Source organism: Vibrio zhugei (assembly GCF_003716875.1).
Lineage (GTDB): Bacteria > Pseudomonadota > Gammaproteobacteria > Enterobacterales > Vibrionaceae > Vibrio > Vibrio zhugei.
Genome location: NZ_CP033078.1, coordinates 2,374,281 through 2,399,255 on the forward strand (window position 1 = coordinate 2,374,281; position 24,975 = coordinate 2,399,255).

General features: G+C 45.8%; 23 protein-coding genes. 12 read left to right on the forward strand and 11 right to left on the reverse strand.

Translation table 11 applies throughout. The features are described 5' to 3' along the window. Nucleotide 1 precedes the first annotated feature (1 nt). On the forward strand, nt 2–796 hold the full coding sequence (gene panB, locus EAE30_RS16130; RefSeq protein ID WP_123016830.1) for a 3-methyl-2-oxobutanoate hydroxymethyltransferase: 795 nt from the start codon (nt 2–4) through the stop codon (nt 794–796). Nucleotides 797–806: 10 nt separating this feature from the next. Then, nucleotides 807–1,694 (forward strand): pantoate--beta-alanine ligase, encoded by an 888-nt coding sequence (panC, locus tag EAE30_RS16135; RefSeq protein ID WP_123016831.1) that lies wholly within the window; start codon nt 807–809, stop codon nt 1,692–1,694. Between the two features lie 65 nt (nt 1,695–1,759). Here panC and EAE30_RS16140 read toward each other — a convergent pair whose 3' ends face one another. Together EAE30_RS16140 and EAE30_RS16145 are read right to left on the reverse strand one after the other, a co-directional pair. Further along, a complete protein-coding gene (locus EAE30_RS16140; protein ID WP_123016832.1) occupies nt 1,760–2,530 on the reverse strand; it encodes an ABC transporter permease in 771 nt (256 codons plus the stop codon). A gap of 8 nt (nt 2,531–2,538) precedes the next feature. After that, nucleotides 2,539–3,453, reverse strand: a complete 915-nt coding sequence (locus EAE30_RS16145) for an ABC transporter ATP-binding protein (protein ID WP_123016833.1) — start codon at nt 3,451–3,453, stop codon at nt 2,539–2,541. Between the two features lie 227 nt (nt 3,454–3,680). Between EAE30_RS16145 and can the strand changes: the two genes are divergently transcribed. Next, nucleotides 3,681–4,349: a carbonate dehydratase gene (can, locus tag EAE30_RS16150; protein ID WP_123016834.1), complete on the forward strand. Its 669-nt coding sequence runs from the start codon at nt 3,681–3,683 to the stop codon at nt 4,347–4,349. Between the two features lie 43 nt (nt 4,350–4,392). Here can and hpt read toward each other — a convergent pair whose 3' ends face one another. Next, nucleotides 4,393–4,923, reverse strand: coding sequence for a hypoxanthine phosphoribosyltransferase (hpt, locus tag EAE30_RS16155; protein ID WP_123016835.1), 531 nt, complete (start codon nt 4,921–4,923; stop codon nt 4,393–4,395). A 323-nt stretch (nt 4,924–5,246) separates the two neighbouring features. Between hpt and EAE30_RS16160 the strand changes: the two genes are divergently transcribed. Next, nucleotides 5,247–5,864, forward strand: a complete 618-nt coding sequence (locus tag EAE30_RS16160; protein ID WP_123016836.1) for a LuxR/HapR/OpaR family quorum-sensing transcriptional regulator — start codon at nt 5,247–5,249, stop codon at nt 5,862–5,864. Between the two features lie 104 nt (nt 5,865–5,968). Here EAE30_RS16160 and lpdA read toward each other — a convergent pair whose 3' ends face one another. From lpdA to xerD, 7 genes are all read right to left on the reverse strand, one after another. Further along, complete coding sequence (gene lpdA, locus EAE30_RS16165) at nt 5,969–7,393, reverse strand: dihydrolipoyl dehydrogenase (RefSeq protein WP_123016837.1); 1,425 nt, start codon at nt 7,391–7,393, stop codon at nt 5,969–5,971. 239 nt (nt 7,394–7,632) lie between these two features. Continuing rightward, entirely contained in the window at nt 7,633–9,510 is a 1,878-nt protein-coding gene (aceF, locus tag EAE30_RS16170) for a pyruvate dehydrogenase complex dihydrolipoyllysine-residue acetyltransferase (protein WP_123016838.1), read from the reverse strand. A gap of 17 nt (nt 9,511–9,527) precedes the next feature. Next, complete coding sequence (gene aceE / locus EAE30_RS16175) at nt 9,528–12,191, reverse strand: pyruvate dehydrogenase (acetyl-transferring), homodimeric type (RefSeq protein ID WP_123016839.1); 2,664 nt, start codon at nt 12,189–12,191, stop codon at nt 9,528–9,530. Between the two features lie 47 nt (nt 12,192–12,238). Further along, entirely contained in the window at nt 12,239–13,009 is a 771-nt protein-coding gene (pdhR, locus tag EAE30_RS16180; protein WP_123016840.1) for a pyruvate dehydrogenase complex transcriptional repressor PdhR, read from the reverse strand. 334 nt (nt 13,010–13,343) lie between these two features. Next, the gene (gene recJ / locus EAE30_RS16185) at nt 13,344–15,083 is read right to left on the reverse strand and encodes a single-stranded-DNA-specific exonuclease RecJ (RefSeq protein WP_123016841.1); all 1,740 of its coding nucleotides are present in this window, start codon (nt 15,081–15,083) and stop codon (nt 13,344–13,346) included. A 46-nt stretch (nt 15,084–15,129) separates the two neighbouring features. After that, complete coding sequence (dsbC, locus tag EAE30_RS16190) at nt 15,130–15,903, reverse strand: bifunctional protein-disulfide isomerase/oxidoreductase DsbC (protein ID WP_123016842.1); 774 nt, start codon at nt 15,901–15,903, stop codon at nt 15,130–15,132. Between the two features lie 22 nt (nt 15,904–15,925). Beyond that, on the reverse strand, nt 15,926–16,834 hold the full coding sequence (gene xerD / locus EAE30_RS16195; RefSeq protein ID WP_123016843.1) for a site-specific tyrosine recombinase XerD: 909 nt from the start codon (nt 16,832–16,834) through the stop codon (nt 15,926–15,928). 225 nt (nt 16,835–17,059) lie between these two features. Here xerD and fldB point away from each other — a divergent pair, with 225 nt between their 5' ends. Then, nucleotides 17,060–17,578, forward strand: a complete 519-nt coding sequence (gene fldB, locus EAE30_RS16200; RefSeq protein WP_123016844.1) for a flavodoxin FldB — start codon at nt 17,060–17,062, stop codon at nt 17,576–17,578. A gap of 6 nt (nt 17,579–17,584) precedes the next feature. On the opposite strand, the gene ampD is transcribed toward fldB, so the two are convergent. Then, complete coding sequence (gene ampD / locus EAE30_RS16205) at nt 17,585–18,133, reverse strand: 1,6-anhydro-N-acetylmuramyl-L-alanine amidase AmpD (RefSeq protein ID WP_123016845.1); 549 nt, start codon at nt 18,131–18,133, stop codon at nt 17,585–17,587. Between the two features lie 131 nt (nt 18,134–18,264). On the opposite strand from ampD, the gene nadC reads away from it, so the two are divergent. From nadC to zapD, 7 genes are all read left to right on the forward strand, one after another. Further along, a complete protein-coding gene (nadC, locus tag EAE30_RS16210; RefSeq protein WP_123016846.1) occupies nt 18,265–19,152 on the forward strand; it encodes a carboxylating nicotinate-nucleotide diphosphorylase in 888 nt (295 codons plus the stop codon). A 205-nt stretch (nt 19,153–19,357) separates the two neighbouring features. Next, the gene (locus EAE30_RS19160; protein ID WP_123016847.1) at nt 19,358–19,771 is read left to right on the forward strand and encodes a pilin; all 414 of its coding nucleotides are present in this window, start codon (nt 19,358–19,360) and stop codon (nt 19,769–19,771) included. Then, nucleotides 19,771–21,456, forward strand: coding sequence for a GspE/PulE family protein (locus EAE30_RS16220; protein ID WP_123016848.1), 1,686 nt, complete (start codon nt 19,771–19,773; stop codon nt 21,454–21,456). Before EAE30_RS19160 ends, EAE30_RS16220 begins: the two co-directional genes overlap by 1 nt. Next, nucleotides 21,453–22,676, forward strand: a complete 1,224-nt coding sequence (locus tag EAE30_RS16225) for a type II secretion system F family protein (RefSeq protein ID WP_164711881.1) — start codon at nt 21,453–21,455, stop codon at nt 22,674–22,676. The genes EAE30_RS16220 and EAE30_RS16225 overlap by 4 nt, the downstream gene beginning before the upstream one ends. Nucleotides 22,677–22,723: 47 nt before the next feature. Next, a complete protein-coding gene (locus tag EAE30_RS16230; protein ID WP_123017405.1) occupies nt 22,724–23,593 on the forward strand; it encodes a prepilin peptidase in 870 nt (289 codons plus the stop codon). A gap of 1 nt (nt 23,594) precedes the next feature. Then, nucleotides 23,595–24,197, forward strand: coding sequence for a dephospho-CoA kinase (coaE, locus tag EAE30_RS16235; RefSeq protein ID WP_123016850.1), 603 nt, complete (start codon nt 23,595–23,597; stop codon nt 24,195–24,197). A 36-nt stretch (nt 24,198–24,233) separates the two neighbouring features. Then, entirely contained in the window at nt 24,234–24,974 is a 741-nt protein-coding gene (gene zapD / locus EAE30_RS16240; protein WP_123016851.1) for a cell division protein ZapD, read from the forward strand. Nucleotide 24,975: the final 1 nt, after the last annotated feature.

The window sequence follows — 24,975 nt, forward strand, 5'->3', positions numbered from 1 at the left end:
CATGAAACCAATCACAATTAATGACCTGCGCAAATGGAAGACGCAGGGGCATAAATTTGCCAGCGTCACCGCCTACGACGCAAGCTTTGCGCAACTTTTTGAAAGCCAAGCAATGCCTGTCATTCTTGTCGGTGATTCACTTGGTATGGTATTGCATGGACAAAATGACACGTTATCGGTCAGCATTGAGCACATTGCTTACCATACTCGTGCTGTCAGAAAAGGCAGTCCAAATTGCTTATTAATGGCAGACATGCCATTTATGAGTTATGCCACCCCTCAAGACGCCTGCCAAAATGCGGCACCGCTCATGCAAGCGGGGGCAAATATGGTAAAAATGGAAGGAGGAGCCTGGCTCGCCGAGACAATTACTACCCTGACCCAACGCTCGGTTCCTGTCTGTGCTCACTTAGGATTATTGCCCCAGTCTGTCAATATTTATGGTGGCTATAAAGTTCAAGGCAAAGAACAAGAACAAGCAGAGCGTTTATTAAATGATGCGCTGGCGCTTGAAAAAGCAGGGGCACAAATGCTGGTGCTTGAATGCGTACCAGCCAGTTTAGCAGCAACCATCACTCAAGCCTTAACCATTCCAGTCATTGGTATCGGTGCAGGCAGTCATACTGACGGACAGATTCTCGTGATGCATGACATGTTCGGCATTTCGGCTAACTATATCCCTAAGTTTTCCAAAAACTACCTTGCGGTAAGTGGTGATATGAGAAAAGCCGTTGCCCAATACATTGATGAAGTAGCACAAGGGATTTTCCCTGACGCTGAACATACCCTAGCTTAAGGAGTCATGCATGCAAACTTATGCTGAAATCTCAGCCCTGCGTGAACAAATCAAACGCTTTAAAAAAGATGGACACCGTATTGCCTTGGTTCCCACCATGGGTAACCTGCATGAAGGCCATTTAAATTTAGTCAAAAAGGCCCATGAACAAGCTGATATTGTCATCGTCAGTATCTTCGTGAACCCAATGCAGTTTGATAATAAAGACGACTTGAATCGCTATCCTCGCACGCTTGAAGACGATTTAAACAAGTTGGAGCACTCTGGTGCAACCTTAGTCTTTACCCCAACCCCTGAGGTCATGTACCCACAAGGCATGGACAAACAAACCTATATTGATGTCCCTGGCCTATCCTCTATATTGGAAGGCGCCGCTCGACCTGGGCACTTTCGTGGGGTAACGACCATCGTTGGCAAGTTGTTCAATATTGTCCAACCCGATGTTGCGTGCTTTGGTGAAAAGGACTATCAACAACTGGCAATTATTCGCCAAATGGTGACCGATCTCTGTATGGACATCACCATCATTAATGTGCCAACGGCACGTGAAATTGATGGATTAGCCATGAGCTCGCGGAATAACCGCTTATCGATTGATGACCGACAACGTGCTCCTGCTATCTCTCGGACGATGCGTTGGGTATGCAATGCAGTACGCGGTGGTCGCCGAGATTTTGCCTCCTTGATAGAAGATGCACAAGACCAATTGCGTGCGGCTGATATCGAACCGGACGAAATTCATATTCGCGATGCGAAAACATTAGAGCCGATAACCGATGCGAGTACGCAAGTCGTGATTCTGATGTCCGCTTACCTTAGCAACGTTCGTTTAATCGATAACCAAGTCATTGATTTAAATTCTGAAACAAAGACTGACGCGCCTTCCGCTAGTGCGTAATGTGTGTCGCATAAACTAAAAAAGCCACCTTATAAGGTGGCTTTTTTTATCATTGCGACATTAGGTTAGCTACGAATACCGCGTCCGGTTGCCAATAAGTAGTGACACACACTGTATAGCGCGATAACAAACATGACCAATACACCGAAGGAAGTGCTAATCGCCACATCAGAAACACCTAGAAATCCGTAACGGAAAGCATTGACCATATACACAATTGGGTTGATCTTGGAAACCCCTTGCCAAAACTCTGGCAATAGACTGATCGAGTAAAAGACCCCTCCCAAATACGTCAATGGTGTTAGCACGAAGGTAGGCACAATCGAAATATCGTCAAACGAACGGGCAAAAATCGCATTGATGAGACCACCGAGAGCAAACACAACGGACGTCATAAACACCGTCGCAACAATGATCCACCAGTGCTGAACTTGGAGATCAACGAAAAACAATGACACCCCTGTGACCAATATACCAATCAGTAATCCTCGGCAAACGCCGCCCATCACATACCCCAAAATAATGACATAGGTTGGAACCGGAGCTATCAATAGTTCTTCTATGTTTTTCTGAAACTTAGCACTAAAAAAGGATGAAGCCACATTCGAGTAGGAGTTGGTGATCACTGACATCATGATTAAACCAGGAACAATATATTCCATATAGCTAAAACCATGCATTTGCCCAATACGAGAGCCAATCAAATTACCAAAAATGATAAAATAAAGCGTCATGGTAATCGCTGGCGGTACAATCGTTTGTACCCATATACGCATAAAACGCTTCACTTCTTTTCGTAATAAACTGCAAAAAGCAGTCCAATATATTTGATACATAACGCTGACTACCTTTCTCCGTTAATAATACCGACAAACAATTCTTCTAAACGGTTCGCTTTATTACGCATTGATAACACAGTAATATTTTTCTCAGTAAGCTGTGCAAATACATGATTCAAGCCTTGAGATTTTTCTAATTCTATTTCAATCGAACCGTCAGTAATGGTTTGTTTACGTACGCCATCTAGCTCACCCAATGCGTCAATATTATCGACATCCAAAATGAAGGTTTCTACCGCTAGCTTGCCAAGTAACGCTTTCATCGTGGTATTTTCAATCAATTCACCATGATGAATAATACCGATATGACGACAGAGGCTTTCCGCTTCTTCTAAATAGTGGGTCGTTAGAATAATCGTAATACCGTTATCGCGATTAATTCGCTCTATGAATTCCCACATTGAACGACGTAACTCGATATCCACGCCCGCGGTCGGCTCATCTAAAATGAGCAGCTCAGGTTCATGCATCAATGCCCGTGCAATCATTAACCGACGTTTCATGCCCCCAGATAAATTGCGAGCTCGCTCATTGCGCTTACCCCATAGATCCAACTGAGACAGATAGGTCTTGGCCCGTTCTTGCGCTAACGCTTTTTTAACCCCATAGTATCCCGCTTGCTGCATGACAATCTGCTCAACGGTTTCAAAAGGATTAAAATTGAACTCTTGAGGAACCAACCCTATTTTTTGTTTTGCCAGTTCTAAGTCTTGGTCAATATCATAACCAAACACTTTTACTTGTCCTGATGTCTTATTCACCAAGGAAGAAATGATACCAATCGTGGTCGATTTTCCTGCACCGTTAGGCCCTAATAATGCGTAAAAATCGCCTTTTTCTACTTTTAGACTGACGCCTTTTAAAGCTTCAAACCCGCCAGAATACGTTTTACGCAATTGTTCTAATTCTAAAGCGTACATATCACTCTCATTGTTCATGAATGGAACTCCGACTCGACAGAGTATCTACTATAATCGGTTTCAATGGATTATGGATAGATTCTACGTTGCCAGATAAAAAAGCACAAAGATTAATCCAAAGCAAAAATATCTGCGTAAAATCTCGCTAAATTAGTGACACAAGATGAATAATTACAGATTGCGATGCAGAGATTGTGTATAGTTGACGCATTAAAGAGGGAAGTAACATGCCAGAATTAAAGCAATTATTCGACAACAACTCTAAATGGTCAGCCTCACTAAAAGCGAAAACACCTGAATATTTTTCGACCTTGGCACAAGGACAAAATCCCGATTTTCTATGGATTGGGTGCTCCGATAGCCGCGTGCCTGCCGAACGTTTAACAGGCCTTTTTGCCGGTGAGCTTTTTGTGCACCGTAACGTCGCCAATCAAGTGATACATACCGATCTCAATTGTCTATCTGTCGTTCAATACGCCGTCGACGTATTGAAGGTCAAGCACATCATTATCTGTGGACACTATGGCTGTGGGGGCATCACCGCTGCCATTGATAACCCCAAATTAGGGCTTATCAATAATTGGCTACTGCATATTCGCGATTTGTACTTTAAGCATCGCACCTATTTAGATGAAATGTCAGGCATGGACCAATCGGATAAATTAGCGGAAATCAATGTCGCGGAACAAGTCTATAACTTGGGCAACTCAACCATACTACAAAGTGCTTGGGAGCAAGGCCAAGATGTTGAGCTACATGGCGTGGTCTATGGCATTGAAGATGGTCACTTAGAATATTTAGGCGTACGCTCAAACTCACCGGAAACCGTCAACGATAGCTACCATCAGGCGATGTTGAGTATTCTCAACAAAGACCACGCTCTGTTGTGTCGATAACTCACTGCAGCCATTAATAATTTAATGGCTGCAGAATTCCCCACTACTCTAGCGGCACTACTTTACCAATGTAAGGTAAATGACGGTAGCTCTGTGCATAATCAATCCCGACACCCACCACAAATTCATCCGGGATAGAGAAACCAACCCAACTGACGTCCACGTCAACTTCTCGGCGGGAAGGTTTATCCAGTAGCGTACATATATCAATGGAATTCGGTTCCCTTAACATCAAGAACTCTTTCACTCGCGTTAAGGTATTGCCAGTGTCGATGATATCTTCAACCAGCAAAACGTCTTTCCCTTGGATGTCATCATCCAGATCTTTCAGGATACGTACGTCACGAGAGCTTTCCATGCCATTGCCATAGCTAGAAGCCGTCATGAAATCCACTTGGTGATTAATATCAATAGCTCGGGCCAAATCGGCCATAAACACAAATGATCCACGTAATAATCCCACGAGGACTAAATTGTTGCTATCTTTATAATGCTGAGAAATTTCTTTCCCCAACTCTTGAACGCGCTTCTGAACCTCTTGCTCAGAAATCATGACTTCAACTTTATGTTTCATTCTGTTCTCGTTTGATTGGGCTAGAAGCTACCTTTGACCACCATAGGGAAAGGAAGTTGCCTAAAATAACTCCAAAGATTGAGGGCTCTATAGTATCATTCTCGTTCTTATGAGGAAATTATTTCCTCTTTGAACACCAGAAACAGGGTGATAATGACTGATAAATGAGACAAACTTCGATGAAAAAACTGACGATAATGTTTATTTCATTGACCTGTCAAATATGCATCAGTACACTCTTGTTGGGACTAAAAATAAAATAATCACTAGTTCTAATATTCAAAAAATAACAACGTTAGTAATCAAGGCAAAGGATTAATCATATGGATGCTTCTATTGAAAGGCGGCCGCGTACCCGTTTATCTCCACAAAAGCGCAAACATCAATTAATGGAAATTGCGCTCGAAGTTTTTGCAAAACGAGGAATTGGACGTGGTGGTCATGCGGATATCGCCGAAATTGCCCAAGTGTCAGTGGCGACCGTTTTTAACTACTTTCCAACCCGAGAAGACTTAGTCGACGACGTACTCACCTTCGTTGTTCGTCAATACTCGAACTTCTTAACCGACAACATCGATCTAGATCTCCATGCTCGCCAAAACCTTAGAAACATTGCCAATGGCATTGTTGACTTGGCTAATGACGACTGCCACTGGCTGAAAGTCTGGTTTGAATGGAGCGCATCAACGCGTGAAGAAGTATGGCCACTGTTTGTTTCATCAAACCACACCAATCAACTTCTGCTGAAAAACATGTTCACCAAAGGCATTGAACGCGGTGAGTTAGATAACCGCTACGATGCTGAAGACATGGCGACACTGTTCCATGGACTTTGTTACTCACTGTTTGTACAGACCAACCGAGTTCCAAATGAAAATAGCGTGCATCAATTAGTTGATAACTATCTCGATATGCTATGCATCTACGCTAAAGCAAGCTAATACACGCTTGATACTCAACCGAGATGTTAGCGTGAGTAGGCTAGAGACAATAAAAAACCGCTGTTCGTAAACAGCGGTTTTTTTATTACCAAGCGTTAAGAGGTTTATTTCTTTTTCGCTTTGGCATTTGGTAGGTCAGTAATTGAACCTTCAAACACTTCAGCAGCAAGACCTACTGATTCATGCAGTGTTGGGTGAGCATGGATAGTCAATGCGATATCTTCAGCATCACAACCCATTTCGATCGCAAGACCGATTTCACCTAATAGTTCACCACCGTTGGCACCGACTACGGCACCACCAATAACACGATGTGTCTCTTTATCAAAGATAAGCTTGGTCATACCATCAGAACAGTCTGAGGCAATCGCACGGCCTGAAGCTGCCCATGGGAAAACGGCAGTTTCGTAATTAATGCCTTCCGCTTTCGCTTCTTTCTCTGTTTTACCTACCCACGCCACTTCTGGATCAGTGTAGGCAATGGATGGAATCACTTTCGGATCGAAGTAATGTTTCTTACCAGCAATCACTTCTGCGGCAACGTGACCTTCATGCACACCTTTGTGAGCCAACATAGGTTGACCAACAATATCACCAATCGCGTAGATGTGAGGAACGTTAGTACGCATTTGCTTATCAACGTTGATAAAGCCGCGCTCGTCCACTTCAATACCCGCTTTATCAGCCGCAAGCAATTGACCGTTTGGTGAACGACCGATAGCCACAAGAACCGCATCATAGCGCTCAGCTTCAGCAGGCGCTTTTTTGCCTTCCATAGACACGTAAATACCGTCTTCTTTCGCTTCAACCGCTGTCACTTTCGTTTCTAGCATTAAGTTGAATTTCTTAGAAATACGTTTCGTGAAGACTTTAACGACGTCTTTATCGGCCGCAGGAATCACTTGATCGAACATTTCAACAACGTCCACTTGTGAACCTAGCGCATCATAAACGGTACCCATTTCTAGACCAATGATACCACCACCCATGATAAGCAGTTTTTCCGGTACTTCTTTCAGTTCTAGAGCATCCGTAGAATCCCAAATACGTGGGTCTTCATGTGGAATGAAAGGCAGTTTGATTGGGCGAGAACCCGCCGCAATAATCGCATTGTCAAAGTTCACTACGGTTTTACCGTCTTCACCTTCAACTTCGATTGAATTCGGACCAGTAAACTGACCAAGACCGTTGACAACGTTAACTTTACGCATCTTAGCCATACCGCCAAGACCGCCAGTTAGTTGGTTAATCACCTTTTCTTTCCATAGACGAATTTTATTAATATCCGTCGATGGTTCACCGAACACGATACCGTGCTCAGAAAGCGCTTTTGCTTCTTCGATCACTTTTGCAACGTGAAGCAATGCTTTTGAAGGAATACAACCAACGTTAAGACAAACACCACCTAGGGTGTTATAACGTTCGATGAGAACCGTATCTAGACCTAAGTCTGCGCAACGGAAGGCGGCGGAGTATCCAGCAGGACCGGCACCAAGTACAACAACTTGGGCTTTTATTTCTTTGCTCATTTCGACCTCTTGTAGTCAATATCCCTAACAGGCTGTGAAGGGGCGCTATCCATAGTATGTAAAGCGAAGCCTATGCAAGTGTTAATAGTTTAACGCTACGGTAACACGTTGAAAGGAAAATCCATGCAGCCTGTGAGCTAGACGACAAATCATTTTAGGGTTTTATCCCCGAACTGAATTGACAAGATAAATTAAACCAAGGCGGCGTATTCGCCGCCTTGTTTATCTTAAACTTACTATTAAAGAACTAGACGACGAATATCGCTTAGACAACCATTCAAGTAAGTGATAAAGCGTGCGCCTTCTGCACCATCGATCACGCGGTGATCGTATGACAGTGACAGAGGAAGCTGCAGGCGAGGAACGAAATCTTTACCATTCCATACTGGCTTCATTTCAGATTTAGATACACCTAGGATACCTACTTCTGGCGCGTTAACGATTGGGGTAAACGCTGTACCACCAATGCCGCCAAGGCTAGAAATAGTGAAACAGCCACCTTGCATATCAGACGCCGTCAACTTACCGTCACGCGCTTTCTTAGACATTGCTTTCAGTTCGTCAGACAACTCGTGAATGCCTTTGTTGTTCACATCTTTAAAGACAGGAACCACAAGACCGTTTGGTGTATCCACGGCAATACCAACGTTCACGTACTTCTTAAGAATTAGGCTTTCACCATCTTCAGAAAGTGATGAGTTGAATGAAGGGAATGCTTCTAACGCTTTCGCGACTGCCTTCATGATGAACACAAGTGGTGTGATCTTCATGCCTGACTCTTTCTTCGCTTCAATCGCATTCTGTTCTTTACGGAACTTCTCTAGCTCAGTGATATCTGCATTATCCCATTGTGTAACGTGTGGGATCATCACCCAGTTACGGTGCAGGTTAGCACCAGAGATTTTCTTAATGCGAGAAAGGGCTTTAACTTCCGTTTCACCGAATTTGCTAAAGTCCACTTTTGGCCAAGGAAGAAGACCAAGAGCCGCACCGTCACCTTTGCCTGATGCCGCAGCACCAGATTCAAGACGCTTAAGTGCGTTCTTAACGTAGTTTTGTACGTCTTCTTTTTGGATGCGGTTCTTACGACCCGTTCCTTTCACTTTCGCTAAGTTCACACCAAATTCGCGAGCAAGGCGACGTACAACAGGTGTTGCATGTGTGTACTCATTATTTTCTTCAAACTCACCCGAGGCTGGAGCCGGTGTTGCCGCTTTAGGCGCTTCTGCTTTCGGTGCTGGAGCTGGTGCTGGTGCTGCAGACTGAGCCGGAGCAGTTGCTGGCGCTGCGCCAGCCACTTCAAAGACCATGATAAACGAACCAGTTTTCACTTTATCGCCTTCAGAAACTTTGATTTCTTTCACGGTACCTGCAAAAGGTGCTGGCACTTCCATCGACGCTTTGTCGCCTTCCACGGTGATAAGCGATTGCTCTTCTTCTACCGTGTCACCAACTTTCACCATAACGTCAGTAACTTCAACTTCGTCGTCACCGATATCAGGAATATTCACGTCTTTTGCTGAAGCAGCAGCCGGTGCGGCTGGCGCAGCTTCTGCCGCTGGAGCAGGTGCAGATTCTGCACTACCCGCCACTTCAAAGACCATGATAAACGAACCAGTTTTCACTTTATCGCCTTCAGAGACTTTGATTTCTTTCACAGTACCTGCGAAAGGTGCTGGCACTTCCATCGACGCTTTGTCGCCTTCTACAGAGATAAGCGATTGCTCTTCTTCTACTGTATCGCCAACTTTAACCATGATTTCAGTCACATCGACTTCGTCATCACCGATATCTGGCACGTTAACTTCTTGCGTTGCAGAAGATGCAGCTGGCGCAGCAGCCGGGGCTGATTCAGCCGCAGGGGCTTCAGGAGCCGCTGCACTTGCTTCTTCTTCAAAAACCATGATGAAGCTACCAGTAGACACTTTATCGCCTTCTGATACTTTAATTTCTTTAACCACACCCGCTTGAGGTGCTGGAACTTCCATTGAAGCTTTGTCGCCTTCAACTGAAATCAGTGACTGTTCTTCTTCAACTTTGTCACCCACGTTAACTAGGATTTCAGTAACGTCTACTTCATCCCCACCAATATCTGGTACGTAAATTTCGATTGCCATTGCTTCTTTACCTTTGATTAAGCGTATAGTGGATTCGTTTTTTCTACGTCGATGTTGAATTTCTTAATGGCTTGTGCAACCACAGATTTTTCAACGTCACCGCGTTTTGCAAGTTCACTTAGTGCTGCAACAACAACGTATTCAGCATTCACTTCGAAGTGACGACGTAGGTTTTCACGGCTATCTGAACGACCGAAGCCGTCAGTACCAAGCACTTTATAAGACTCAGCAGGAATGAAAGCACGAACTTGCTCTGCGTAGTTTTTCATGTAGTCAGTCGCAGCAATTGCTGGTTCTGTACCCATAACTTGCGCAATGTATGGTACTCGCTCTTCAGCTTCTGGGTGAAGCATGTTATGACGCTCAACCGCTTGACCTTCACGAGTGATTTCGTTGAATGACGTCACTGAGTAAATGTCAGACGCCACGCCGTAATCATCGCTTAGGATCTGAGCAGCTTTACGGACTTCATTCATGATAGTACCTGAGCTCATTAGCTGAATCTTACCTTTAGCGCCCGTGTAGGTTTCTAGTTTGTAGATACCTTTACGAATCCCTTCTTCAGCACCTTCAGGCATTGCTGGCATTGGGTAGTTTTCGTTCATTAGTGTTAGGTAGTAGAACACGTTTTCTTGATCTTCACCGTACATACGACGAATACCATCTTGAACGATTACCGCAACTTCGTAAGCAAATGTTGGATCGTAAGAGATACAGTTAGGGATCGTATTCGCTTGAATATGGCTGTGACCATCTTCGTGCTGTAGACCTTCACCATTCAATGTTGTACGACCAGCTGTACCACCTACTAGGAAACCACGTGCTTGTTGGTCACCTGCCATCCATGCCATATCACCAACACGTTGGAAACCGAACATAGAGTAGTAGATGTAGAACGGAATCATTGGCAAGTTGTTGGTGCTGTATGACGTTGACGCAGCAACCCATGAAGACATCGCACCTAACTCGTTGATACCTTCTTGTAGAACCTGGCCTGATGTCGCTTCTTTGTAGTAAGACACAACGCCACGGTCTTCTGGTGTGTATTCTTGGCCATTCGGGTTATAAATACCGATTTGACGGAATAGACCTTCCATACCAAACGTACGCGCTTCATCTGCAATGATCGGCACAACACGCTCACCAATGCTCTTGTTTTTCAATAACGTGTTCAACGTACGCACGAATGCCATGGTTGATGAAATATCACGTTTTTGTTCTTCAAGAAGTGGTTTGAATTCTTCTAATTCAGGCACTTGAAGTTTTTCGTCAAAGTGAGTACGACGCTGAGGCGTATAACCGTGTAGCGCATTACGACGTGCGTGTAGGTATTCGTACTCTGCAGAGCCTTCTTCCAGTTTCAAGTAAGGAAGTGATTTCACTTCTTCATCAGAAACAAGATCTTGTAGGCCTAGGCGATCACGCATTTGTAGAACATGGCTCATGTCCATTTTCTTAACTTGGTGCGCGATGTTTTTACCTTCAGCTGCATCACCCATACCGTAACCTTTTACAGTTTGAGCAAGGATAACCGTTGGTTTGCCTTTGGTATCTTGTGCGTTTTTGAAGGCCGCGTACATCTTAGATGTTTCATGACCACCACGTTTCAACGCGAAGATTTCTTCGTCAGTCCAATCAGCAACCAGCGCCGCTGTTTCTGGATATTTACCAAAGAAGTGTTCACGTACGTAAGCACCGTCTTTAGATTTGAAGGTTTGGTAGTCGCCATCAATGGTTTCGTTCATCAATTGAAGCAGTTTACCTGAGGTGTCTTTCGCTAGGAGTGAATCCCAGTTGTTACCCCATAGAACTTTCACTACGTTCCAACCCGCACCGCGGAATAGACCTTCCAGTTCTTGAACGATTTTACCGTTACCCATAACAGGGCCGTCTAGACGCTGTAGGTTACAGTTAACCACAAAACATAGGTTGTCCAGTTTTTCACGAGCCGCGAATGAAATCGCACCACGTGATTCTGGCTCATCCATCTCACCGTCACCAAGGAACGCGTATACACGCTGTTCAGAGGTATCTTTCAGGCCACGGCCATCTAGGTACTTCAAGAAACGCGCTTGGTAGATTGATCCCATTGGAGCAAGACCCATAGAAACCGTTGGGAATTGCCAGAATTCAGGCATCAATTTAGGGTGTGGGTATGAAGGAATACCTTTACCGTCCACTTCTTGACGGAAGTGATCCAGTTGTTCTTCAGTCAAACGACCTTCAACAAAGGCACGTGAGTAGATACCAGGAGAGATGTGACCTTGGTAGTAAACGAGATCGCCACCATCTTTCTCATTTGGAGCACGGAAGAAATGGTTAAAACACGTCTCATAGAACGCCGCTGAAGATTGGAAAGACGCCATGTGACCGCCCAATTCCAAGTCTTTTTTAGAAGCACGCAGTACGATCATGATCGCATTCCAGCGAATGATTGAGCGAATACGACCTTCTAGAGTCTTATCACCAGGATATGCCGGCTCTTGGTCTACCGGGATGGTGTTAATGTAGTTCGTTGTTGTGCCTGTTGGCATGTCAACACCGTCACGGCGAGCTTGTCCTAGTACTTCTTCTAGTAAGAACTGAGCACGCTCTACGCCTTCTTCACGTACAACTGACTCAAGAGATTCTAACCACTCCTGAGTTTCCAGTGCATCTACGTCATGCTTCATATCAGACATGGCGATCTATCCTTCTGTTGGTTGGATTAATAGAATCGCAATGGTCGCTATTGCGACTCATTACCCTGCTGAATTCGACGTAGAGAACGCTCTCGACGAGACTCTTCCCGACCCAAATCCAACAATGTTTCTTCAATATAAGCTAAGTGCGAATGAGACATTTCATGAGCTTTTTCAGGCTGCCCAGAAACGATCGCATCAACAATATTAGCTCGGTGTTTACTTACATTCTCCAACGCCTCAGGGCGTCGGCGTAATAGCTTAAAGTTTTGTGCGATATTTTGCTCTAATAGAGGCGACAAACTGCGAATAATATGCAATAAAACGACATTATGCGCCGCTTCAGCGATGGCAACTAAAAACTCCATAACCACAGGCGTTTCTAAATCCACATCTCGGTCGTCTTTAATCTCACCAATTTTAGCAAGACAAGCTTTAACCACAGCAAAATCTTCTTCGGTACCCCGTAACGCTGCAAAATAAGCGGCGATGCCTTCTAAAGCATGCCGTGCTTCCAACAAATCGAGCTGAGTCTCCGGGTGACTGGACAATAAATTGATCAGAGGGTCGGAAAAATTGTGCCACAAATTTTCGCTCACAAACGTTCCCCCACCCTGACGGCGGATCAAAAGGCGTTTCGCCTCTAAACGTTGAATAGCTTCTCTTACGGATGGTCGAGATACATCGAATTGTCGGGCCAGCTCACGCTCAGGAGGCAACTGGTGTCCGGGAGCAAGCGTACCTTCGACAATCAGCCTTTCTAACTCTTGTTCAATGACATCAGAAAGTTTTGGCTGACGAATCCTTTGATAAGCCATAATTTATTGTTCTACGCTCTTTTATTTGTGCAGGTAATTGGTAATACCAATTAAATTAATTGCGGGGAAATTAACATAAATTAAACGGTTATGTCCAGCCAAAAGTTGACCAGAATCATAGAACGGAACAGGTCACAACACCTTGTTAACCTAACAAGTCAAAAACGCTTAACAAATTGGTCATACCAATTTCATAAGGCCGCCATTAGCACGTCATTCTTAGCGATTTTTGCACAGAATTGTAAACAAAAAGTGACAACCTTGCTGTTTTGAAAAACCAATAAAAAAGAGCAACTTAATGGTTGCTCTTTCTCGGTCGACGGCGACGAAACGATCATCGTGGTTCGATATGCTCAATCATCAACTGTAAGGACTGATTGCCGCGGAACTCATTGATGTCCAGCCGATAGGCAATATGCACAGTCTTCACCGACGCATCTGGCCAACGGCGTAAATCGACATTAAATGCGATTCCATCCATCATTAATTGGGTCGGGTGACCTTTATATAAAGGCTCAAGCATTAACTTCAAATGTTTTTCACCCACCAGTTTCTGATGTAATACCTTAAACTCACCATCAAAAATTGGCTCAGGGAAGGTTTGTCCCCATGGCCCGCCAGAGCGTAGCATTTGTGCAACCGTCATAGATAATTGCTCAGGCAATAACTCCCCATCACTGAGAATGATGCCTTTGAGCTGGCTTTCATCGAGTTCTTGACGCACAATCTCATCGAACAAGCGAGAAAAACGGTCATACTCAGATTCGACAATCGTCAAGCCTGCCGCCATCGCATGCCCGCCAAACTTGAGAATCATACCTGGTGCTTGCTTGTCCAAACGGTCGAGTGCATCACGCATATGTAAGCCCGGTACAGAACGACACGACCCTTTCAGCGTCCCCTCTCCGCCATCGGCAAATGCGATCACAGGGCGATGAAACTGATCCTTTACTCGAGAGGCCAGAATACCAATGACGCCTTGGTGCCAATCGCGCTGGAACAGAACCAATCCATAAGGTAACGATTGTTCGCCTCCGAGCTGCAGACGCTCACAGAACGCCATCGCTTCTTGTTTCATGCCGGCTTCAATATCACGCCGAGTATGGTTGAGCCCATCCAGCTCCGATGCCATGCGACGCGCAGCGTGAATATTGTTACTCATCAGCAACTCAACCCCAAACGACATGTCATCCAAACGACCGGCCGCATTGATGCGAGGACCTAAGGCAAATCCAAAGTCCGCAGCCACCAAGCGGCGCGAGTCGCGTTTGGAGACTTCGATCAGTGCTTGAATACCTGGCCGAGCCTTGCCCGCACGAATACGTTGTAGGCCTTGATGAACCAAGATTCGGTTGTTTTCGTCTAATGGCACGACATCCGCCACCGTTCCTAATGCCACTAAATCGATCAACTCCATCAATTTAGGCTCTGTCATGCCTTGCTCGGTGAACCACTGATGTTTACGCATGTGCACACACAGCGCCATCATCAAATAAAACGCGACACCAACACCGGCCAGCGCTTTGGAGGGAAAGTGGCAGGTTTGCAAGTTAGGATTGACGATGGCATCCGCATTGGGCAATGCTTCTCCTGGTAAATGGTGGTCGGTTACAATTACGGTCATCCCGTATTGTTTCGCACGCTCAACCCCACTTATCGAAGACACACCGTTATCCACCGTCATGATCACTTCCGCGCCCATGTCTTTTGCTTGCTCGACCACTTCAGGGCTCAGTCCATAACCATCTTCAAAACGATTGGGGACTAAATAATCGACGTTGTGACAACCCAACATACGCAAAGCAAGCACAGAGAGCGCTGAGCTGGTCGCACCATCGGCATCAAAATCACCAACAATGATAATGCGTTTATGCGTACGTATGGCGTCAAATAACAAACCAACCGCGTGTTCAATCCCTAATAAGTGTTGATAAGAATGAAGGCTTTTCGTGCTGGTATCTAACTGCTCTGGCTGCGTAACACCGCGGTTAATGTATAAACGGCGTAACAATTCGGGAATCGAATCGGGTAATTGTGAAAGGTCGGGATCAGGTCTTCTGCGTATTTCTATCATAGGTTTAGTGGGTTCCCCTGAGGAAACCCCAATCCATTATTGTGTCTTACGATTGTTGCAAACGAGATAACAACTGCTTAGGAGGTAAGTAGCCTCCGATCATTTCGCCATTAGGCAAGAAAATAGCGGGCGTCCCGTTTACTCCGAGTGATTGTCCTAGCTGAAACTGATGCGCCACTTCTTGCTTGCATTGTGCGATGTTATCACCAGCTTCTGGTAAACGATGCGATTGCTTAGCTTCATCCATGGCGGCGACTGGATCTTTAGCACACCAAATGGAGGCCATTTGCGTTGCCACTTCACCATGAGGTCCTTGGCGAGGAAACGCTAGGTAGCGAACCGTAATGCCTTCATCATTATATTGCTTCATCTGGCTATGCAGTTTAGCACAGTAACCACAAGTAATATCGGTAAACACCGTGACCACATACTTTTCATGATCCGCTTTATACTCGATCATGTTGTCACGTTCCGCCGCAATTTTCTTCGCATTCAAAGGCGCTTGACGTTTCGCGAGCAGATCCACGTAGTTACCTGAATTATCGAGGCCATAAAGCGTGCCTGCAATGAATTTATCCGCATTGGGAGTCGCATACAACACGCCACCATTAGTATGCACTTCCACTAAACCATCGATGTCAGCAGGCTGAATATCCAAAACTTTAATCCCTAATTGACCTAAGCGTGCTTGCAGTGCTTGCTTATCAACATTGGCGTGTTTCATCACACCATTTGATGGGCTGGCGGCCATGCTGGCAGGCACAGCAAAGAGTGCCAAGATGGGGAGCGCTACAATAAACAGTCGACGGAGTAAAATCATTCAAATCACCTCAAATATAATATCAAGCCCTTGGATGGTGCTCATGATGGAGTTGTTTTAGCCGCTCGGTCGCGACATGCGTATAGATTTGCGTTGTGGATAAATCACTATGACCCAGTAACATTTGTACGACCCTAAGATCCGCCCCATAGTTCAGCAGATGAGTGGCAAAAGCATGACGCAACACATGAGGAGATAACAGCTCCACATCAATCTCAGCTTTAATCGCATAATACTTTATCCGATGCCAGAATGTTTGACGCGTCATCTGCTTCGCTCTTCGACTGGGGAAAACCACATCAGAAGAGTGCTCCCCTAATAAGTGAATGCGACCTTGCTGCAAGAATGTTTCGATCCAGTCGATGGCACTTTCTCCCATCGGGACAAGACGCTCCTTGCCCCCCTTACCCACCACTCTGACCACGCCTTGTCGTAAACTGATGTTTTCCATCGTTAACGACACCAACTCGGTCACACGTAGGCCCGTCGCGTACAGCAGCTCTAACATGGCTTTATCACGCAACTCTAGGGGATCATTGGGATCAGGCGCCTCTAATAAAGCGTCAATCTGTTGCTCTGATAAATCTTTAGGCAACCGTTTTGGCAGTTTTGGACTAACAAGCAAGGCGCTCGGGTCATCACCACGCACTTTTTCCCGGTGCAAATATTGAAACAATCGACGAATCGCCGATATCATTCGCGCCCGTGAAGTTTGTTTGTACTCACAATCCACCAGCCAAGATTGAAACTCTTGTAAGCCACTAACACTAATGAAGTCGAGGCGATAATTGTGACTTTTCATCCAATTAAGAAGCTTGTTAAGATCAGTTCGATAAGATGATAATGTGTTTTCGGATAATCCTCTTTCCATCCACATTGCATCTAAAAATTGCTCAACCAATCCTTGATCGGGCGAAATAACCTCAGTCACATCCTCTCCTCACACAAAGGTTCTTACTCACTCTGTAATATCACAAATTTTTAGTGTGCCCAAGCCGCATAGGGAGAAACACACCAACTTGTGAAAGTGTGCCACGTTTTTCAGGTTTTGCTAAATATCTTATTTACTTTCGTATCATTTTTACGATAACCGATGCAACTCATGACGATTTATGGTTAAAATTCTCTCTCAAATCACAATCGGTACTAGGTAATTATGAAAATCGGTCTATTTTATGGTTCAACGACTTGCTACACCGAAATGGCGGCAGAGAAAATTCGCGCAATGATCGGTGACGACATCGTCGATATCCACAATGTCAAAGACACCTCTCTCACATTGATGAATGATTATGATTTTCTTATTTTAGGGATCTCTACGTGGGACTTTGGGGAGATTCAAGAAGACTGGCTTGAGATTTGGGAACACATTGATACCCTCTCGCTCCAAGGTAAAGCCGTGGCGTTATTTGGCTTGGGCGACCAAGAAGGTTATGGCGAATGGTTTCTTGATGCCATGGGCTTATTGCACGATGAGGTCAAAAAACTCGGGGCACAGATTTTAGGTTATTGGTCCATCGATGGGTATGATTTTGATGCATCCAAAGCCCTCACCGAAGACGGCACACAATTTGTGGGGCTCGCTTTAGATGAAGACTCACAGTATGAACTCAGCGATGAACGCATTGCCAGCTGGGTGGAGCAAATCTTAGTCGAATATCATGACACACTTTAGCGTACGCTAAACCGATGAAAGACCCCGTCGAAATCGTTGCCAATCGAAACTTAAGCCGGGGTCCGTTTTGCGCTGTGGCGCTATGTATTGATGACCTGTAATTCTTGGCACAGTGATCGCGGGATAATGTTTCATCAGCTGCTGTGTCAACTCGGTTAAGGATTGATACTGAGCCTCGGTGTAAGCTACAAAATCCGTGCCTTCTAATTCAATACCAATAGAATAATCATTGCAACGCGCCTGCCCTGCAAAAGACGATTGCCCGGCGTGCCAAGCTCGCGCGGTAAAAGGAACAAACTGCACCACTTCCCCATCACGACGAATCAGACAATGAGCCGAGACTTTCATCGCTTGAATGACCGCAAAAAACTCATGCTCACTGGCATTTAAATGCCCAGTAAAGAACTGTTCAATATAAGGACCGCCAAATTTTCCCGGTGGTAAACTGATATTATGGACCACCAGCAAAGAGATCGCCGAATCACTAGGGCGCTCGTCGTAAAACGGAGAAGGTACCAGCTTGGCGCAACTTAACCAACCATCGTTATCGATCATGTTCAGTTCCTAACATCTGTTGTGACGGTCATTTTATCTATCTCATCCATAAAAGCGAGAATAGTGGCTGAAATCCTTTGGTGAGGATCGTATTATTGGCCGAACTTTTGCCATTTAATTAGACCAATACGATGAAAGACACGCATACTACTCAACAGCGTTTAGACTACCTCAAGAGTCAACTCAAGCACGATGTCACCCGAGCCGTCACAGAAGCCCTCAAAGAAGATTTAGGCGGCAGTGTTGATCCCAGCTTGGATATCACTGCCAGTTTAATTCCAAGTGATAAATTCAGTAAAGCCACCATTATCACTCGTGAGCATGGCATCTTTTGTGGCCAAATGTGGGCCGATGAAGTCTTTACCCAACTCGGTGGCGACGTCCACATTGAATGGCATGTCAACGATGGTGATACCGTTCAACCGGATCAAGCATTGTGCACGTTACAAGGTCCCGCGCGTATTTTACTAACGGGCGAACGGAATGCCATGAACTTTATTCAAACGTTATCCGGATGTGCGACAGAAACTGCACGCTATGTAGAGCAGCTCAAAGGCACTGATTGCCGTTTGCTCGACACGCGTAAAACCATTCCCGGGCTACGTAATGCCCTCAAATATGCAGTGGCATGTGGCGGCGGTTTTAACCACCGTATTGGCGTGTTCGATGCGTATCTCATCAAAGAAAATCACATTATGGCCTGTGGCGGTATTGAAGCGGCCATTGAAACGGCGAAAAAGCTCAACCCCGGAAAACCTGTGGAAGTGGAAACCGAAAGCTTAGAGGAATTACGACAAGCCATTGATGCCGGCTCTGATATCGTGATGCTGGATAATTTCACTCTCGACATGATTCGCGAAGCGGTGGCCATCAACGCAGGTAGAGCGGCGTTAGAGAACTCTGGCAACATTACACTAGAAACGCTGCGTGACTATGCCGCCACGGGGATCGACTACATCTCGGTCGGTGCGCTGACCAAACATGTTCGTGCTTTGGATTTATCAATGCGCGTGATCTAAATCCTCACCGACACAGGCAGTCGCACACGGTTGTGAGACTGCCTTTTGCTACTTTTCGACTCACCTCAGAAAAACACTCGGCGATTTACAAGCCATACCTCGATTGTTATTTCCCTTCTCGCAAGCTCACTTATCGCCACTCGCGTCCTGTCATCATAATTTTTACGGTTCTCTTTAAACCCACTCGCTTATCGAAGGACAGACTATGACTTATGCACGTCGCTACACACAGGGATTTAGCTTAATAGAACTCATGATCGTAGTATCGATCATCGCGACTTTATCGGCCATCGCCATTCCGGCGTATCATAATTATGTACTCAAAAGCCAACTCACTGCTGGGGTCGCATTTCTCAATAGTCTTGTCACCCCCGCCGAACTCTACCTGCAAGAGCACGGTTCTCTTGATGAGAGCACCGATCTGGCTCAACTCGGGGTTTCCCCAGATAAGTCACCATTAGGGACCCTTAAGATTGAGCAAGGCGATCTGACTTTTCATTTCCATCAACCGAATGGCGCAGTTGCCACATTGTCTCGCGATCATCAACTGGGCTGGCAATGTGAAATGACCTTAACGAATACACAACTGACCGAATATATCCCAGCGGGGTGCCGATAATGCATGCCTTACTCACCTTGCTGCGCCATGCCGATGTAATTTCCGATGAACAAGCGCAAGCCGCTGCCGAACTCTGTGAGCAAAAACAGCTCTCCCCGCATGACGCATTACAGACACTAGCCATTTGTTCCTATGACGCCTTATTGTCTCATATCAGTACACTTCTGCATTTGCCCATTGCCAACATTGAAGATTATGACTATCCCACACTGTGCCATGAGCTGCACCTTAAAGAACCGATTATGCATTATCAGGCCATTCCGGTGGCAAAAGTGGATCATGAACTGACTCTAGCGGTCGCCGATCCGACCGATCATCATTTACAAAATGAATTTCAGTTCTCAACCGGACTCAATGTGCAATTGGTGTTATCGCGTCACGATCACCTCCAAGCAGCGATTACACAGCTCTATGGTCAAGTGCCCGAACCAAACACAGTGACACAAACCGAACACGCATTGTCGTCACTCGTTGCAGAAAATGAACAATTAGAACAAGAAGAACTTGTCAGTAATCAATCGCCAGTCAGTCACGTCATTGATGACATTGTCTGCGCCGCCATTGATCAAAAAGCGTCGGACATTCATTTCGAACCGTATCAAGACACCTACCGAATCCGCTTTCGCTGTGATGGACTGTTAGTCGAATACCAACGTCTTCCGGTAACGTTACATCGCCGTTTTGCTGCCCGTTTAAAAATCATGGCTCAGCTCGATATCGCTCAGCGCCGGTTACCACAAGATGGCCGTATCCATTATCCAAACCACCCGACAGAAAGCGTCGATATCCGCGTCTCCATATTACCAACTCAATGGGGAGAAACCATCGTCCTGCGCTTACTGCCAGCACAGCGCCCAATTGATTTTGCCGATTTAGGATTGCTGACAAGACAATTTGAAGCCTTCCATCACGCCTTGCATCAACCACAAGGGTTTATTCTCGTAACGGGTCCAACCGGAAGTGGTAAAACCCAAACACTCTACTCGGCGCTCATGCACATCAATCATCCTTCTCTGAACATTTCCAGTGTGGAAGACCCCATTGAAATCAGTCTACCAGACATCAATCAAGTCGCCGTTAACCCCAAAGTTCAACTCACTTTTTCGACGGTGCTGCGTGCCCTACTGCGGCAAGATCCCGATGTCATTCTTATCGGTGAAATACGCGATGAGGAAACCGCGAACATTGCCATCAATGCCGCGCAAACGGGCCATTTGGTTCTCGCCACGCTGCATACCAATTCAACCACAGAAGCCATACAGCGCTTACAACAAATGGGCGTCGCCAGTTATCTAGTCAGTGCCTCATTGCAATTAATTGTCGCCCAGCGACTTGTACGCCGTCTTTGCCCTGAATGCCGACAACCCTACCACCCAACGCCACAAGAATGCGCCCAACTTGGGCTAACCGAGCAACCAACGCTATATCGGGCGAATGAACATGGCTGCCCAAGGTGTCATCATGGTTACAAAGGTCGCCTCGCAATTTTTGAGTTATTGCCGAGCAATGACGCACTGTGTGCCGCAATACACCAACAAAAAAGTGCTCGTGATTTGGCGAGTATCGCGGCCGAGACTGGCATGATCTCCTTGCTGCAATCCGCCACCCGCCATATTGTGCAAGGAGACACCTCACTCCAAGAATGCCAGCGGGTGATCCGCTCTCGCCAAGGTACAAGCGCATGAGCTTATCTCAGCGTTCTCTTTCTCACTTTATCTGGACAGGCATTGATGAGCATGGCGTCTCGCATACAGGTCGCTATACCGCCTTAGAACCTCAAGAAGTTCGCGCCTACTTGCAACAACGACACATTCGCTTACTCACTGTTCAGCGACAGTCGATGTCTCGCCACTGGTATCGCAGACACACCATTCAGCGCCATGATATTTCTCTCTGGACGCGCCAAATGGCAACATTATTGGAGAGTGGTTTATCGCTCTCCCAAGCGCTGGAATTACTTCAATCCCATCAAAAAAAGCCTGCCATGCGCTCGTTACTTTATGCGTTAAGCGAATCTTTGGCCTCCGGTGAAACGCTGTCACACACATTAAGAGCGTATCGAACTCATTTTGATGCTCTCTACATCAACCTGATTGAATCGGCCGAATACCATGGGAAAATGGCGGAAGTCTTTACCACGTTAAGTCAGTACCGCGAACGCAGTGATGCGCTGAAACGGCAAATTATCAAAGCGGCCCTGTATCCGCTCCTCGTCCTCTGTGTCGCCCTTATCGTCACTTATCTCATGTTAGTGATGGTCATTCCTGAGTTTGAACAATTGTTTGCCAGTTTTGATGCGCAGCTCCCCGCCATGACACAAGCGGTGATTGCCAGCTCCGCTTGGCTAAAGCAATGGGGAGAGGCGTTAATCGTATTAACGATGAGTGTAGTCGGCGGCGGCTACTCTATGATGAAACGTTCTTCACGCTTACACTATGTGGCCAGTTATTGCTTACTCCGCTGTCCGTTCATTGGCAACACCATCAAAAGGGCGGCTTTGGCGCGTTTTTGTCAAACCACGGCGACCTGTCTGGCCGCTGGGTTACCGATTCTCAAAGCGCTTCACCTCGGAGCCAAAAGCACGGGCAATGCTTATCTCTCACAACAATTTGCCCCCATCATCGAACGGACAGCCAGTGGTCATCCTATTTATCGTTCGTTAACCAACCGCGCTATTTTCTCGTACACCTTTATCCAGCTGATCACAATTGGAGAGGAAAGTGGGCAACTCGATGAGATGCTGCATAAAATTTCGCGCAATTATCAACAGGCCGTGCAACGCAATATCGAGGGACTTGAAAAAATGCTCGAGCCGGTTCTGATTTTGATGATCGGAACACTCATTGGTGGATTAATTATTGCCATGTACTTACCAATATTTAATCTCGCTGGCATATTGAGTTAAACTGACTCTCATTATCCATGGTTTCTCTCACTGGGCGCGCCTTAATTGTGACTATTTTTCTTTACTATCCTTGGCTTTATCTCTTTTTTGCCACGCTATTTGGTTTAATCATTGGCAGTTTTCTCAATGTTGTGATTTACCGTACGCCCAAAATTATGAAGCAAGAATTTCGACAAGACTGCGCCGATAGTTTCCCTGAATACGGGATTACCCCTCCGACAGAGACCATCAGCCTCAGTATGCCCCGCTCACAATGCCGTCATTGTCACCAACCATTACGAATTATTGATAATATTCCATTGGTCAGTTGGCTCGTACTTAAGGGACGCTGCCATTATTGCCAAGCCCCCATTTCTTGTCGCTACCCCTTAATTGAAGCACTGAGTGCCATCATGAGTGCAGCGGTGGCTTATCACTTAGGCATGACGCCTTATGGCATCGCCGCTCTCTTTTTCACCTTTGTGCTCATTGCGGCGACTTTTATTGATTTTGATACATTGCTCTTACCCGATCAGCTTACACTCCCTTTATTATGGGCAGGGATTAGCCTAGCATTGCTCGGTTACTCACCCATCAGTTTAGCGGATTCGGTGATCGGAGCGATGGCTGGGTATTTAATATTGTGGAGCTTGTATTGGAGCTTTAAACTGCTCACAGGTAAAGACGGCATGGGCTATGGTGATTTCAAATTACTGGCCGCCCTCGGTGCTTGGCTTGGTTGGCAGCAACTCCCGACGATTATTTTACTTTCTTCTATCGTCGGAGTCGTTTTTGGGCTGGTACAATTACGCTTACAAAAAAAAGGCATCGATGCCGCATTTCCTTTTGGACCTTACTTGGCAATAGCGGGCTGGATTAGTCTGATGTGGGGAGATACGATCATTGCTTGGTACCTACACACATTTTTAGGCGGGTAATATGGCGTTAGTTATTGGTGTCACGGGTGGCATAGCCAGTGGAAAAACCACGGTTGCCAACCTATTTCACGAACAGTTTGCGATTGATATTGTCGATGCCGATGTCGTTGCACGCGAGGTGGTTGCACTTGGCAGTGACGGTTTAACACAGATTACAGAACATTTTGGTTCACAGATATTACATGGCGACGGTTCTCTCAATCGCGCCCGGTTGCGAGATTGTATTTTTTCCAACGAACATGAAAAACAATGGCTCAACCAATTACTGCATCCAATGATACGCCAGCGCATGCAAGAGCGACTCAGGGAAGTCACATCGCCTTATGCGTTGTTAGTGGTCCCTTTGCTGATTGAAAATCAATTACAATCATTAGTGCAACGTATTTTGGTGATTGATGTGCCTGAAGCGGTGCAAATAGAACGAACCATGCAAAGAGATGGCATTACGGCAGAACAAGCGCAGGCAATACTCGCTTCTCAAGCGACGCGAGAAGAACGTTTATCTCATGCCGATGATGTCATTCAGAATCATTTACCGGGCAATCCACTCTTGCCTCAAGTGACACAATTGCATCAAGCCTACCTTGCTTTGAGCAATCAGTGATAACAACGTCAGAGTAGAATAGGAAAGGGTCATTAAATGACAACACATAAGTTCGAACATCCACTCAACGAAAAAACGCGGATCTATCTGCGCGTTGAAGCTTTGCTTGCCCAATTGCTTGACGCCGCACAGCATCCTTCTGGTATTCAATACCAGCTTTTTTTCCGAGCTCTGTTTGATCTTTTAGAGATTTTTGAACAAATTCAACTGAAGAGTGAATTAGCCAAAGACATCGAAAAACAACGGCAAATGTATCGCAGTTGGTTAAATGTCGATGGCGTCGACCAAGCGACGTTGCGCGCTCTTCTGCAAGACATCGATGGCATTCATCGTAGCCTGATGAATGCTGAACGCTTTGGCCTCTCATTGAAAAACGACCGGTTTTTAAGTGCCATTCGACAACGCTTTAATTTGCCAGGAGGGGCTTGTTGCTTCGACTTACCAGCCCTGCATTATTGGTTACACTTACCCGCAGAAGCGAAGCAAAAAGACACCAAACATTGGATAAGCGCGTTCCAACCCCTTTCTGATGCGCTGCATTTATGGCTGCGTCTCACACGGGAAACGGGAAGCTACCAGCAGCAAATGGCTAAAAATGGTTTTTATCAGGGCGAAGCAACCGACGCCCATATTATTCGACTCACTTTCGAGATGGACGATGGCGTCTATCCTATGATCTCTGGGCATAAAAACCGCTTTGCAATCAAGTTTCTCAACTTTGACACCGGCCAAGCCAGCACTCAAGATATTGCCTTTCAAATCGCAGTATGTAACTAGA